General features: G+C 72.5%; 12 protein-coding genes. 1 reads left to right on the top strand and 11 read right to left on the bottom strand.

The window, feature by feature from the left end; all coding sequences use genetic code 11:
* Nucleotides 1-375: 375 nt before the first annotated feature.
* The 11 genes from rpsO to rimP form a co-directional block, all read right to left on the bottom strand.
* Nucleotides 376-645 (bottom strand): 30S ribosomal protein S15, encoded by a 270-nt coding sequence (rpsO, locus tag ACH34S_RS27715; protein WP_067884254.1) that lies wholly within the window; start codon nt 643-645, stop codon nt 376-378.
* Nucleotides 646-906: 261 nt separating this feature from the next.
* Nucleotides 907-1,851 carry a bifunctional riboflavin kinase/FAD synthetase gene (locus ACH34S_RS27710; RefSeq protein WP_395955729.1) on the bottom strand — a complete coding sequence of 315 codons (945 nt, stop codon included), beginning with the start codon at nt 1,849-1,851 and terminating at the stop codon, nt 907-909.
* Between the two features lie 156 nt (nt 1,852-2,007).
* On the bottom strand, nt 2,008-2,676 hold the full coding sequence (locus ACH34S_RS27705) for a hemolysin III family protein (RefSeq protein ID WP_395955728.1): 669 nt from the start codon (nt 2,674-2,676) through the stop codon (nt 2,008-2,010).
* Between the two features lie 121 nt (nt 2,677-2,797).
* A complete protein-coding gene (gene truB / locus ACH34S_RS27700; RefSeq protein ID WP_395955727.1) occupies nt 2,798-3,670 on the bottom strand; it encodes a tRNA pseudouridine(55) synthase TruB in 873 nt (290 codons plus the stop codon).
* Nucleotides 3,671-3,715: 45 nt separating this feature from the next.
* Nucleotides 3,716-4,960 carry a bifunctional oligoribonuclease/PAP phosphatase NrnA gene (locus ACH34S_RS27695; RefSeq protein WP_395955726.1) on the bottom strand — a complete coding sequence of 415 codons (1,245 nt, stop codon included), beginning with the start codon at nt 4,958-4,960 and terminating at the stop codon, nt 3,716-3,718.
* On the bottom strand, nt 4,957-5,496 hold the full coding sequence (rbfA, locus tag ACH34S_RS27690) for a 30S ribosome-binding factor RbfA (RefSeq protein ID WP_395955725.1): 540 nt from the start codon (nt 5,494-5,496) through the stop codon (nt 4,957-4,959). The genes ACH34S_RS27695 and rbfA overlap by 4 nt, the downstream gene beginning before the upstream one ends.
* A 178-nt stretch (nt 5,497-5,674) precedes the next feature.
* Nucleotides 5,675-5,983, bottom strand: coding sequence for a DUF503 domain-containing protein (locus tag ACH34S_RS27685; RefSeq protein WP_395955724.1), 309 nt, complete (start codon nt 5,981-5,983; stop codon nt 5,675-5,677).
* Nucleotides 5,984-6,213: 230 nt separating this feature from the next.
* Nucleotides 6,214-9,300, bottom strand: a complete 3,087-nt coding sequence (gene infB / locus ACH34S_RS27680) for a translation initiation factor IF-2 (protein WP_395955723.1) — start codon at nt 9,298-9,300, stop codon at nt 6,214-6,216.
* 134 nt (nt 9,301-9,434) lie between these two features.
* Nucleotides 9,435-9,719, bottom strand: coding sequence for a YlxR family protein (locus tag ACH34S_RS27675; protein WP_395955722.1), 285 nt, complete (start codon nt 9,717-9,719; stop codon nt 9,435-9,437).
* Between the two features lie 4 nt (nt 9,720-9,723).
* On the bottom strand, nt 9,724-10,854 hold the full coding sequence (gene nusA / locus ACH34S_RS27670) for a transcription termination factor NusA (RefSeq protein WP_395955881.1): 1,131 nt from the start codon (nt 10,852-10,854) through the stop codon (nt 9,724-9,726).
* 25 nt (nt 10,855-10,879) lie between these two features.
* A complete protein-coding gene (gene rimP, locus ACH34S_RS27665; protein ID WP_395955721.1) occupies nt 10,880-11,629 on the bottom strand; it encodes a ribosome maturation factor RimP in 750 nt (249 codons plus the stop codon).
* A 263-nt stretch (nt 11,630-11,892) separates the two neighbouring features.
* Between rimP and ACH34S_RS27660 the strand changes: the two genes are divergently transcribed.
* Nucleotides 11,893-12,900: a ferritin-like domain-containing protein gene (locus ACH34S_RS27660; RefSeq protein ID WP_395955720.1), complete on the top strand. Its 1,008-nt coding sequence runs from the start codon at nt 11,893-11,895 to the stop codon at nt 12,898-12,900.
* Nucleotides 12,901-12,950 lie beyond the last annotated feature (50 nt).

The following is a 12,950-nucleotide window of genomic DNA, read 5'->3' as shown; positions in this document are numbered from 1 at the left end:
CCTTAAGGTTTCATGTCGGTCCTCGCGGCCGTTTCCCGTGGTCTTGCACGCTGCCGGTCTTCGATCGAAGCGCCCGGATCGAGAGCCCCGCCGGTGCGCGGCGGAACGGATCCGGAAGCCACTACCGAGGACCGGCCCGCACCAGCGGTGTCCGCGAGGCTTTGTCTGTAGTTTTACGGCCGGCTCCGCGCCCCCGTGTGCCGGGGTCGGCGGGCGGCCGGTGCGGCCGGGTGCCCGGCCCGTCCGGCGGGGCCCTGCCCGTGTGAGCAGGCCCCTGGGCGGGCCCCGGGCGCGTCCGGACGAGACGTCGCGCCCCGTCCGGCCAGCGGGCCCAAAAAGGAAGGGAGCGGCCCGGCGGGCCACTCCCTCACCGTGCTAGCGGCGCAGGCCGAGTCGCTCGATCAGCTGCCGGTAGCGGTTGATGTCCTTGTTGGAGAGGTACTTCAGGAGCCGGCGACGACGGCCGACCAGCAGCAGGAGGCCGCGGCGGCTGTGGTGGTCGTGCTTGTGCTCCTTGAGGTGCTCGGTCAGATCGTTGATCCGACGCGTGAGCAGCGCGACCTGGACTTCCGGCGATCCGGTGTCACCCTCAGTGGTCGCGTACTCCGAGATGATCTTGTTCTTGGTGGCGGTGTCGAGCGACACGTGGCTCCTTCGATGCGATCGTCACCCGCAGATCCGGGGCCCGGCGGGCGCGCGGGTCCGCATGGTGCGTTTTAAGAGAGTGGCGGGCCGCATGAGGGTGCAGCCAGCCGCGCCGGGGCCCTTCCCGGCGACTATTCACCGTACCATGCCGGAAACCCACCCGGTTACGAAGCGGAAAGCCCTGCTATCGCAGGGTACGCACTTTCCAGGGTGTTCTGGCCGGGTTGCGGCCGAGGTCGCGGCCCGGGTCGCGGCCGGGTTCTACTCGGCGGTGACCTCGCGGGCGCGGGCCACGTCCCGGTGCATCTCCTCGATCAGCGCCTCGACCGAGTCGAACTTCAGCGTGTCGCGGATACGGTCGGTGAAGTCGACGGCCATGTGCTCGCCGTACAGGTCGAGGTCGTCACGGTCCAGCGCGTACGCCTCGACGGTCCGCTCCCCCGCGCCCTCGAACGTCGGGTTGGTGCCGATGGAGATCGCCGCCGGCCAGCGGAAGGCGGGATAGCGCTCGGAGTCGCAGACCAGCCAGCCCGCGTAGACGCCGTCGGCGGGGATCGCGGTGTGCGGCAGCGTCTCCAGGTTGGCGGTGGGGAAGCCGAGCGCGCGGCCGCGCTGGTGCCCGCGCACGACGACGCCCTCCACGCGGTGCGGGCGGCCGAGCGCCCCCGCCGCGGACTCGACGTCGCCCGCGTCCAGCCGCTCGCGGATGTAGGTGGAGGAGATCGTGCCGCCGTTCGCCACCAGCGGCATGCCCTCGGTGGTGAAGTCGTACTTCTCGCCCAGCTCCCGCAGCAGCGCGACGTCGCCCTTGGCCTTGTGCCCGAACCGGAAGTCCTCGCCGACGATGACGTGGGCCGCGTGCAGCCGGTCGACCAGCACCGACTGGACGAACTCCTCCGGCGGCACCCGCGACAGCGCCGGCGTGAACGGCACCACGACGACCGCGTCGGTGCCGAGCCCCTCCAGCAGCTCGATCCGGCGCTTGGTGCTCGCCAGCAGCGGTGGATGGGTTCCAGGCCGGACGACCTCGTCCGGGTGCGGGTCGAAGGTGATCACCACGGACCGCAGGCCGCGGCGGCGGGCCTCCTCGGCCGCCGTGCCGACGATCCGCTGGTGGCCGCGGTGAACGCCGTCGAACACCCCGATGGTGACCACCGAGCGGCCCCAGTCCGCGGGAACCTCGTCGAGGCCATTCCAGCGCCGCACCATGCTCTCCCTGCGTAGGACGTGCCCTGCCCGGTCGTGTGGCCGCCCGGTTTTTGCTGCCGTCCTAAGAGTGCCATGTACGAGCCGCAGGGGTGGCAACCGGGTTCGGACGGACCGGGCGGACGGGACGGACGGGGCAGGGCGTGCGGACCGGTTTCAGGCGGATTGGTAGACGACCAGGGAGACCGCGACGTACTGGAGGATGTAGGCCGCGAGGGTGCAGGCGTGGAAGACCTCGTGGAACCCGAACCAGCGCGGCGACGGGTCGGGGCGGCGCAGCCCGTAGACGATCCCGCCGACGCTGTAGCAGACGCCGCCGATCGCGACCATGACGCAGGCCGCGACGCCCGCGCCGTCGAGGAACTGCGGCAGGAACAGCACCGCGACCCAGCCGAGGACGATGTAGAGGGTCACGTAGAGCGCGCGCGGGGCGCCGATCCAGGTGGTCCGGAAGACGACGCCGGCGATGGCGCCCGTCCAGACGATGGTGAGGACGGCGACGCGGACGCCGCCGTCCAGCGCGAGGACGGCGAACGGCGTGTACGTGCCCGCGATGATCAGGTAGATGTTGGCGTGGTCGAAGCGGCGCAGGACCTCCAGCAGCCGGTGCGAGGTCTGCCGGTGGTAGGTGCCTGAGATCCCGAACAGCATCCCCGATGCCGCGACGTAGATCGCCGACGCGAGCCGCGCCTGCGTGCTCGGGCCGAGCGCGACCAGCACGAGCCCGGCGACGAGCACCGCGGGGAACGCGCCGATGTGCAGCCAGCCGCGCAGCCGCGGACGTGTCGGGGACGTCACCTGCGCGCCGTCGTTCACGGTGGTCATCGGAACCTCCTCACCAACAACCTACGGAATCGTAGGTTACGCCACCGTAGGTTGGAATGCACCGCTTTCCCCTCGTGATCATCGCCACGCGCGGTGGGTTCTGTCCAGGTCGGGCGGCTGATCAGGAGGTGAACACGGCGAGCGGCTTGGCGAGGTTCCCCTGCTCCTCGACGAGTGCCAGCAGCGTCCCGTCGGGCGCGAAGACGCCGATCGGGCCGGGGCCGAGCCCGGCGGCCTTGAGGCGTCCGCCGTGGGCGACCTTGCGGGCGTCGTCGTCCGAGACGTCCCGGCGCGGGAACACGGCGGCGACCGCCTCGCCCATCGGCAGGATCTCCGTCTTCTCGGCGAGCTGGTCGAGCGTCCGCGCCATGCCGAGGTCGTAGGGACCGACGCGGGTGCGGCGCAGCGCCGTCAGATGGCCGCCGCAGCCGAGGGACGCGCCCAGGTCACGGGCCAGCGCGCGGATGTAGGTGCCTGACGAGCACGTGATCGACGCCTCGATGTCGATCACGTCGTCGTGCCGCCGGACCTCCAGCACCGCGAAGTCGTGCACGGTCACCGGACGCGCCTCGAGCTCGACCTCCTCGCCCTTGCGGGCCATCTTGTAGGCCCGCTCGCCGTTCACCTTGATGGCGCTGACCTGCGGTGGAACCTGCCGGATCGGGCCGGTCAGCGCCGCGATGCCCGCGCGCAGCGCCTCGTCGGTCACGTCCGCGGCGGACGCGGTCGCGGTGACCTCGCCCTCGGCGTCGTCGGTGTTGGTCGACACGCCAAGCCGGATCGTGCCGTCGTACCCCTTCTCGGTCAGCGCCAGATGCCCGAGGAGGCGGGTGGCCTTGCCGACCCCGAGGACGAGGACGCCCGTCGCCATCGGATCGAGCGTGCCCGCGTGCCCGACACGCCGGGTCTTCGCGAGCCGCCGCATCCGGCCGACGACGTCGTGCGACGTCCAGCCGGACGGCTTGTCGACGATGACGAGTCCCGAGTTCTCCACACCCGCTCCGAAAGGTCAAAAGGCCGAAGGGTCAAAAGTCGAAGTTCAGTCGCTCTCGCCGGGGACGCGCAGCGCGGCGCGCAACCGGTCGATGATCCAGGCGGGCTCGCCGCCCATGGTGAACGCGGCGGCCATCCGGTGCCCGCCGCCGCCGAGCTCGACGCAGGCCCGGCCGACGTCGACCGAGCCCTTCGAGCGGGTCGACACGTACCACTCGCCCCGGTCGTTCTCCTTGCACACCACCGCGACCTCGGCCTCGTCGGTGCGCCTGAGCTGGTCGATGACGCCTTCGAGCTGGTCGTAGCCGACGTCGCGAGCATCGCGGTCGGCGCGCGCGATCGTCGTCCAGACCAGGCCGCGGCCGCCCGCCGCGTCGCGCTCCAGCCGGGCCCGCGCCAGCGCGCCCGCGAGGACCTGGAGGTAGCCGAACGGCGCCCGGTCCCACAGCTCCCGGCTGACCGCCTCCGGCCGGACGCCCGCCGTCAGCAGCCGTCCCGCCAGGTCGTGGACCTCGGGCGTCGTGCACGGGTACTTGAACGAGCCGGTGTCGCTCGCCAGCCCGGCGTACAGGCCCTGCGCGATGTCGCGGTCGAGCGGCACGCCGAGCCTGCGGATCAGCTCCTCGACCAGCACCGCAGTGGCGGCGGCGTCCGGGTCGACGAGCCGCACGCCGCCGAAGCCGGTGTTGGACGCGTGATGGTCGAGCACGATCAGCGCCCCGGCCCGCTCGGCCGGGCCCGCGAGCGCGCCGAGCCGCGCCTGCCCGGCCGCGTCCAGCGAGATCATCAGCTCCGGCGCCGCGGGCATCCGCGCGGGCTCGACCAGCAGCTCCTGGCCGGGCAGGAAGCGCAGGATCGCGGGCACGGTGAACGGCTCCCCGAAGGACGCCAGGCACCGCTTGCCCATCGCGCGAAGCGCCTGCGCGAGCGCCAGCATCGAGCCGAGCGCGTCCCCGTCCGGCGCCACATGGCAGGCGAGGCACACCTCCCCCGCCGCGCCGATCAGCTCGACGGCCCGCTCCCACTCCCGCTCCCTGAGCGCCCCGCCCGCACCGGCGGGCGCGGGCGCCTCGAAGACGGGCGATGGTTCGGGCGCCGGGGACGGTTCGAGGGCGGCCCGCGGCTCGATGGCGGCCTGTGGCTCGCTGGGGGCGGTGGGTCCGGCGGGGAGGGCGCCGCCGCGCGGGATGACGTCATGGCCGTTCGCGGAATGCCCGTCCGCGTCAAGCAGCAGGCATTCCTCGTTCCAGCCGGCGCCCGGCGCCGCCGCGCGCCCCTCCGGTCCGCTCACGACGGCGGGCGGCCCGAACGGTCGTCCTCACCGCCGTCCGTGGCGTCGTGCCCGTCGAAGTCCGCGTCGTCGTCCACGTCGTCCTCGTCGAGGTCGTCGAGGTCGTCGTCCTCGGCGGAGGCGGGCTCGCGGTACGGGTTCGCGTCACCGGCCGGGGACGCGTCCTGCGCGGCCTTCGCCACCTCGGCGTCCCTGGCGCGGGCCTTCGCGAGCAGGTCGTCGATGTGCGCCGCGTTCTCCATCAGGGAGTCCATGACGAAGGTGAGGCTTGGCGTGTGCCGGACCCCGGTCTTCCTGCCCACCTCCGACCGGATGACGCCCTTGGCGCTCTCCAGCGCGGCGGCGGTCTCGGCGCGCTCGCCGTCCGACCCGTAGACCGTGTAGTACACGGTCGCGTCGCGCAGGTCGTTGGTGATGCGGGTGTCCGTCACGGTCACGAAGCCGAGCCGCGGATCCTTGATCCGCCTCTCCAGCATCTCGGCCACGATCTGCTGGATGCGGTCGGCGAGCTTGCGCGCCCGAGCTGCGTCCACCATGATCGCACTCCCTTTCTATGGTCTGACGACCCTTCCATGGTCTAACGATGACCTGGCCCGCGCTCCGTTTCGGCACAGCTCAGTCCTCGTCGCTTCATTGTGGGGGGACGACCCCCCATACCCCCCGTGACGACCGCCGTCGTCTTCCATTCCGCCGGCGCTCCATTCCAGACGCCGGTCAGTCGTCGTCGTTGAACAGCCGTTGCCTCGCGGACAGCAGCTCTATCTCCGGGCGTCCGGCCACGAACCGTTCGCACTGCTCGAGCACCTGGGTGCAGTTCGCGGCGCTGCCGGACACCACCGCCACCCCGATCTCCGCCCTGCGGTACAGGTCGTTGCCGCCGGTCTCGGCGGCCGCCACCCCCGGGAAGTGCTTGTGCACGTCGGCGAGGATCGGCCGCAGGACCGACCGCTTCTGCTTGAGCGAGCGGACGTCCCCCAGCAGCAGGTCGAGTGTCAGGGCACCCACGTACACCTGGTCGATCACCTCGGGATCTTCAGAAGATGGAACGACGGAGGTCACCCGCCGTGTTCCCGGCGGCACCCTGAAGCGGGATGAGCCGGACATGCCAGACGCCAGGCTAGAAGATCCGCCTGGCGCCGTGTCACCGAATGAACGATCACATCGCCCACTACCGGAATACCGCCGGGTTCACCGGCGATGCCGGGACGCGGGGACGTCCGTGCGGACGTCCCCGCGTCCCGGTCGCGAGTCCTCTAGTCGCGGGGCTTCTCCCGCATCTCGAAGCACTCGATGACATCTCCGAGCTTGATGTCGTTGTAGCCCACGCCGATACCGCACTCGAAGCCCTCGCGGACCTCGGTCGCGTCGTCCTTGAAGCGGCGCAGCGACGACACCGTGAGGTTGTCGGAGACCACGACGCCGTCGCGGACGAGGCGGGCCTTCGCGTTGCGCTGGATGACCCCCGAGGTGACCATCGAGCCGGCGACGCTGCCGATCCGCGGCACCTTGAAGATCTCGCGGATCTCCGCGGTACCGAGCTGGACCTCCTCGAACTCCGGCTTGAGCATGCCCTTGAGGGCCGCCTCGATCTCCTCGATCGCCTGGTAGATGATCGAGTAGTACCGGATGTCGACGCCCTCGCGGTCGGCCAGCTCCTGCGCGTTGCGCTCGGGCCGCACGTTGAAGCCGATGATGACCGCGCCCTCGGACGCCAGCGAGAGGTTGACGTCGTCCTGCGTGATCGCGCCGACGCCGCGGCGGATGATCCGGAGGTTGACCTCCTCGCCCACGTCGATCTTGAGGAGGGAGTCTTCCAGCGCCTCGACGGAACCGGACACGTCGCCCTTGAGGATGAGCAGCAGCTCCTGCCGCTCGCCGCGCTCCAGGTCCTTGAACAGCTCTTCGAGGGAGCTGCTCTTGCGGCTCTTGAGCAGTTCGGCGTTGCGCTTGCGCGCGACCCGCTTGTCGGCGATCTGCCGGGCGACGCGGTCGTCCTCGACGACGAGGAAGTTGTCGCCCGCGCCGGGCACGGCCGCGAGGCCGAGCACCTGCACCGGACGCGACGGCCCCGCCTCATCGACCGGCTCGAAGTTCTCGTCGAGCATCGCCCGGACGCGGCCGTGCGCCACGCCGCAGACGATCGAGTCGCCGACCTTGAGCGTGCCGCGCTGCACCAGCACGGTCGCCACGGCGCCCCGGCCCTTGTCCAGGTGGGCCTCGATGGCCGAGCCCTGGGCGGGCATGTCGGGGTTGGCCTTCAGGTCGAGCTCGGCGTCGGCGGTCAGGACGATCGCCTCCAGCAGCCCGCCGATGTTGACCCCCTGCTTGGCGGACACGTCGACGAACTGGGTGGAGCCGCCGAACTCCTCGGCGACCAGGCCGTACTCGGTGAGCTGCGCCCGCACCCGGTTCGGGTCGGCGCCCTCGACGTCGATCTTGTTGACCGCGACGACGATCGGGACCCCCGCCGCGGTGGCGTGGTCGATCGCCTCGGTGGTCTGCGGCTTGACGCCGTCGTCCGCGGCGACCACCAGCACCACCAGGTCGGTGGTGTCGGCACCGCGGGCACGCATGGCGGTGAACGCCTCGTGACCCGGGGTGTCGATGAAGGTGATCTTGCGCTCTTCGCCGTCGACCTCGGTCTCGACCTGGTAGGCGCCGATGTGCTGGGTGATGCCGCCGGCCTCGCCCGCCTGGACGTTGGCGCTGCGGACGGCGTCCAGCAGCTTGGTCTTGCCGTGGTCGACGTGACCCATGACGGTGACCACCGGCGGACGGGACTGGAGGTTCTCCTCGCCGCCCTCGTCCTCGCCGTACTCGATGTCGAACGACTCGAGCAGCGCGCGGTCTTCGTCTTCGGGGCTGACGACCTGGACGTCGAAGTCCAGCTCCAGCCCCAGCGCCATCAGGTCGTCGGGGTCGACGGACTGGGTCGCGGTGACCATCTTGCCGAGATGCATCATGATCGCGACGAGCGACGCCGGGTTGGCGCCGATCTTCTCGGCGAAGTCGGTCAGGGTCGCGCCCTGCGGCAGCCGGATGGTCTTGCCGTTGCCGCGCGGAGCGGAGACGCCGCCGGCGGCGGGCGCCTGCATGTTCTCGAACTCTTGACGACGCGCCCGCTTCGACTTGCGGCCACGTGCGGGACGTCCGCCGGGACGGCCGAAGGCGCCCTGCGTGCCGCCACGGCCGCGACCGCCGCCACCTGGACGGGGACCGCCGAAGCCGCCCGGACGTCCGCCGCCACCGCCGCCACCGGCGCCGGTGCGGGGACCGCCGAAGCCGCCGCCGCCACCGGGACGACCGCCGCCACCGGGACCGCGACCGCCGCCGCCCGGACCGCGGCCACCGCCGCCGCCACCGGGGCCACGGCCACCGCCGCCGCCACCGGGGCCGCCGCGCCCAGGGGCACCGCCACCGGAAGGCCGCGAGGACGGCATGTTCATCGGGCTCGGACGCGGGCCACCCGGACGGGGCGGCATGCTTCCGCCACCCGGACGCGGGCCGCCGGCACCGGCGGGACCGCCCGGACGCGGACCACCGGGACGCGGACCACCCGGAGCGCCGCCGCCGGGACGGTCGCCACCGGGGCGGTCACCGGCCTGGCGCGGCCCGGGACGCGGGCCCGGCTTGGGCGCCTGGCCCATGCCGCTGGCATTCGAGCTGAACGGGTTGTTGCCCGGACGCGGACCGCCTGGGCCGCGACCGCCGCCGCCACCCTGGCGGGGGCCGGGACGCGGGCCCGGCTTCGGGCCGCCCGGCGTGCGGGGACCCGGCTTCGGGCCGCCCGGCCCGCCCGGACCGCGGGATTCGCGGGTCTCGCGGGTCTCGGCACCGGGACCGGCGGGACCGGACGCGGGCGGGGCGCTCGGGCCCTGCGCCGCGGGCGCGTCCACCGGCGTGCTCGGCACCGGCGGGACCGCCGGACGCGGCGGGCCCGGCCTCGGGCCGCCACCGGGGCCGCCCTGACCACCCTGACCGCCTGGACCGCCCTGGCCGCCGCCCGGTGCACCCGGGGCCGGCTTGGGCGTGGCGGGACGCGGCGCGGCGGGACGCGGGGCCTGCTGCCGCGCGCCCTGAGAATCGGAGGCGCCGCCGGAGGGACCCGGACGCGGCGCGGCGGGACGCGGACCCGAAGAACGGTTCGGAGCCGCCCGCTTGTCCCCCTGCTTGGAGGACGACGAATTTGAGAAGGCTTCCTTAAGCCTGCGTTCGACCGGCGCCTCGATCGTTGAGGACGCCGACCTTACGAACTCGCCCATTTCCTTGAGCTTGGCCATGACGACCTTGCTCTCTACACCGAACTCCTTGGCGAGTTCGTACACCCGGACCTTGGCCACTGCACTCCCTACTCGGTCCGGGGGTGCGGCCTCCGGACCGTAGCTAACTTGCCGTACTCATCGCGGCGTGCTCATCGAGCGCTCATAGCAATCTCGACCTGCTTCCGACTAGACGTCGCTTACCATCGGCCATATCAGCCATCCTGCTGCCGCACGGCGTGTGCCGCAAGCCGGGCCCGCAGCGCACCGGCGTCGAGCGGCCCCGGAAGGCGAAACGCCCTGGGGAACGCCCGACGTCGCTCTGCGAGCTCGAGACATCCCGGATCGGGGTGCAGATGCGCGCCCCTTCCCGGCAGCCGCCCACGCGGGTCGGGGACGATGACGCCCTCGACCACCACCAGGCGCAGCAGGTCGGACTTGACCGAACGAACCCGACAGCCCACACACGTGCGAACAGGGGCCGTACGGCCACGTGTCATGAGTCTACCGTGCCGACGCGTCGGCGGGACCTGTCGCATGCGCTCCTGGCGTAGAAGGTCCAGATTCGCCGGGCTCGGCGGGCTTGGCCGCCGTCCGTCCGGGCGTGCCCGTTTCGCCGGAACCGGCTGTTCCGCCTGGGGTGTCCGGGGCGGCGGCCTGTCCAGGGTCGGCCGCCCGTTCGGGTTCGGTGTCGGATCTGATGTCGATCCGCCAGCCGGTGAGCCGGGCGGCGAGCCGGGCGTTCTGGCCCTCCTTGCCGATCGCGAGGGACAGCTGGTAGTCGGGCACGATCACCCGGGCGACCCGGGCGTCGGCGTCGACCACCTCGACATGGGAAACCCGCGCGGGCGACAGCGCATTCCCGACGAACTCCGCGGGGTCTTCCGACCAGTCCACGATGTCGATCTTCTCGCCGTGCAGCTCGGCCATCACGTTGCGGACGCGGCTGCCGAGCGGGCCGATGCAGGCGCCCTTGGCGTTCACCCCGGCCTTCCGCGAGCGGACCGCGATCTTGGTGCGGTGGCCGGCCTCGCGGGCGATCGCGGCGATCTCCACGGTGCCGTCCGCGATCTCCGGGACCTCCAGCGCGAACAGCTTGCGGACGAGGTTCGGGTGCGTCCGCGACAGCTGGATCGACGGGCCGCGGTGGCCCTTGCGGACCTGCACGACGTAGGCGCGCAGCCGCTCGCCGTGCTCGTACTGCTCGCCGGGCACCTGCTCCTGCGGCGGCAGCACGGCCTCGATCTTGCCGAGGTCGACCAGCACGTTCCGCGGGTCCTTGCCCTGCTGGATGATGCCGCTGACGATGTCGCCCTCGCGCCCGGCGTACTCGCCGAAGGTCAGCTCGTCCTCGGCGTCGCGGAGGCGCTGCAGGATGACCTGCTTGGCGGTGGTGGCCGCGATGCGCCCGAACCCCGTCGGGGTGTCGTCGTACTCCCCGACGGCCTCGCCGGCCTCGTCGGTCTCGGTCGCCCAGACGGTGACGTGGCCGCTCTGGCGGTCCAGCTCGACGCGGGCCTTGGCCGCCGCGCCCTCCGTCCGGTGGTAGGCGATCAGCAGTGCGTCTTCGATGGCCTTCACGGCCACGTCGAGCGAGATGTCCTTCTCGCTCTCCAGGCCCCGCAAGGCGGTCATGTCGATGTCCACGAGGTTCCCCCCTCTAGTCCGGCTCAGCCGGAGAACGCGTTCCCTCGGCCGTGCCCGCAGGGTGTTTGAACTCCACCTGCACGCGGCCGCGCCCCAGCTCGCCCAGGCCGAACCGGCGCCGGACGGTCTCGCCCTTCTGGGGGGACGACCCCCCAGACCCCCCGGAGGGGGGTGTGGACGCAGCGGCCTTCGACCCGGCCTTTCCCGGCCCGGCCGATGTCGGCCCAGCGGACTTGCCGCCCTTGGCCCCGGCTCCCTTGTGCCGGCGCTTCTGGACGACGTCGATCTCCACGGCCTCGTCGTCGGCCGCGATCACGCGGCCTTCGATCTGGCCTCCCTCGGTCAGCGGTGCGACGACCAGCCGGCCGACGGCACGGCGCCAGTGCCGCGGCTCGGTGAGGGGGCGGTCGACGCCCGGGGAGGTCACCTCCAGCACGTACGGCGAGGTCCCCATGACATCGGTGGCGTCGAGCAGCTCGGAGACCGTCTCGCTGATCGCGGCGATGTCGTCGAGGCTGACGCCGTGGTCGCCGTCGACGACGACGCGCACGAGGCGGCGCCGTCCGGCGGGCCGGACATCGACCTCCTCCAGGTCGAAGCCCGCCTCGCCCACGGCGGGAGTGAGCAGCCTGGTCAGCTCGGCGGCGGCGTCGGCACGCGCCGGACGCCCCTGGCGCGCCGGGGCGTGCTCGAGTTCGTCGTGCTCACGCCTGCCCTGGCCGCGCCCCCCTTGAGCGCGGCCACCGCGGGACTCGACGCTCATGGGACCCTCCTCCTGTTGTGCCGCCTGCGGGGTACCCCCGCGTGCGCGGTGTATCCGCCTGCGGGACGTACCGCCTGCGATCGCGGATTTCGCCGCTCGTACCTTGACACCTCAAGACTATCGACAGCCGGGGACCGCAGCGGTTTTTCGATCGGCTCACCGGCGCGGCGGATATGGAATGCTTGAGCTGGCCCGATGGACGAGTCCCGGGCCCCGGGCCGCTGAGGGCCGCCGCCACCACTTCACCGGGTGAGGAGACTCCCTTGCCAGAGGCCGTGTCGCGCCCGCCCGAATCCGAGCCGTACCTGCCGGGATCCATTTCGCGGCGGGCTCTGCTGGGGCGGGGGGCCGCGCTGGGGGCTGGCGTGCTCGTCCTGCCGTGGCTCGCCGGCTGTACGGCGGAGGCGGCGGCACCGCACGCGGACCTGCCGGCGCTGGTCGGGGCGATCGCGTCCGAGCAGAACCTGATCGCGACCTATGAGGCGGCGCGGTCGGTGAACGCGTCGCTGGCCGGACGGCTCGATTCCGTCCTGGCCCATCATCGGGAGCATCTCGCCGTTCTGAAGCGGCATTACGTGCCGGGTTCGGGCGATCGGGCCGATGAGGGCGGCGCCATTCCCCCTCCCACCGCCTCGCCTGTTCCCCGGGGCTCCGGGGTCCTCGTGGTGTTGCGGGAGGCGGAGGAGCGCGCCGCGGAGCAGCGCAGGGCCGAGGCGGCCAAGGCGGCGCCGGGGCTGGCCCAGCTGCTGGCGAGCATCGGCGCGTGCGAGGCGGGCCACGCGATGCGGGTGAAGGGGCAGGCTCCGGTGGTGCGGTCGAAGTCCGGTGCCGAGGCCGTTCAGACGGCGCTTGCCGTCGAGCATGCGGCGGTGTACGGGTACGGGGTGCTCGGTGCCCGGCTGCAGGGGCCGCTCAGGCAGACCGCGAAGGCCGTCTGGAACGCCCACCGGGCCCAGCGCGACGCGCTGATCTCGCTCCTGTCCGGCACGCCGGTCGCGGCGGCGACCGTCTACAAGCTGCCGGTCAAGGTCGCCTCGGCGCGCAGCGCGGCCCAGCTCGCGGCGGTCCTGGAGGACGATCTGGTCCCTGCCTATGTCGGTCTCGCCGGTGTGTCCGCCCCTGACCTGCGGGCGTTCGCCGCCGACAGCGCGCAGCGGGCCATGGCGCGGTCGGCGGCCTGGCGCACCAAGGCGGGCGGCGCGGCGCCGCGGAACGCGTTCCCGGGGCTGCCGTCCACGGCGCTCTTCCCGCGCCCAGAAGTGGGTGAGTGATCTTCCGCACGGTGGGAACGAATCGCCCGGTTTATCGCGTTCATCCCTTT

The sequence above is a fragment of the Actinomadura sp. 3N508 genome (genome assembly GCF_044326375.1).
In the GTDB taxonomy this organism is placed as follows: Bacteria; Actinomycetota; Actinomycetes; order Streptosporangiales; family Streptosporangiaceae; genus Spirillospora.
Note: the sequence above shows the minus strand (reverse complement) of the source record. Positions and strands in the feature narration are given on the sequence as shown.

Excerpts from the sequence above, each read along its gene's own strand:
- ACH34S_RS27705 (WP_395955728.1), bottom strand. The coding sequence starts at position 2,676 with ATGACCACCGTGAACGACGGCGCGCAGGTGACGTCCCCGACACGTCCG.
- rbfA (WP_395955725.1), bottom strand. The coding sequence starts at position 5,496 with ATGGTGGACGCAGCTCGGGCGCGCAAGCTCGCCGACCGCATCCAGCAG.
- ACH34S_RS27675 (WP_395955722.1), bottom strand. The coding sequence starts at position 9,719 with ATGACACGTGGCCGTACGGCCCCTGTTCGCACGTGTGTGGGCTGTCGG.
- nusA (WP_395955881.1), bottom strand. The coding sequence starts at position 10,854 with ATGACCGCCTTGCGGGGCCTGGAGAGCGAGAAGGACATCTCGCTCGAC.
- rimP (WP_395955721.1), bottom strand. The coding sequence starts at position 11,629 with ATGAGCGTCGAGTCCCGCGGTGGCCGCGCTCAAGGGGGGCGCGGCCAG.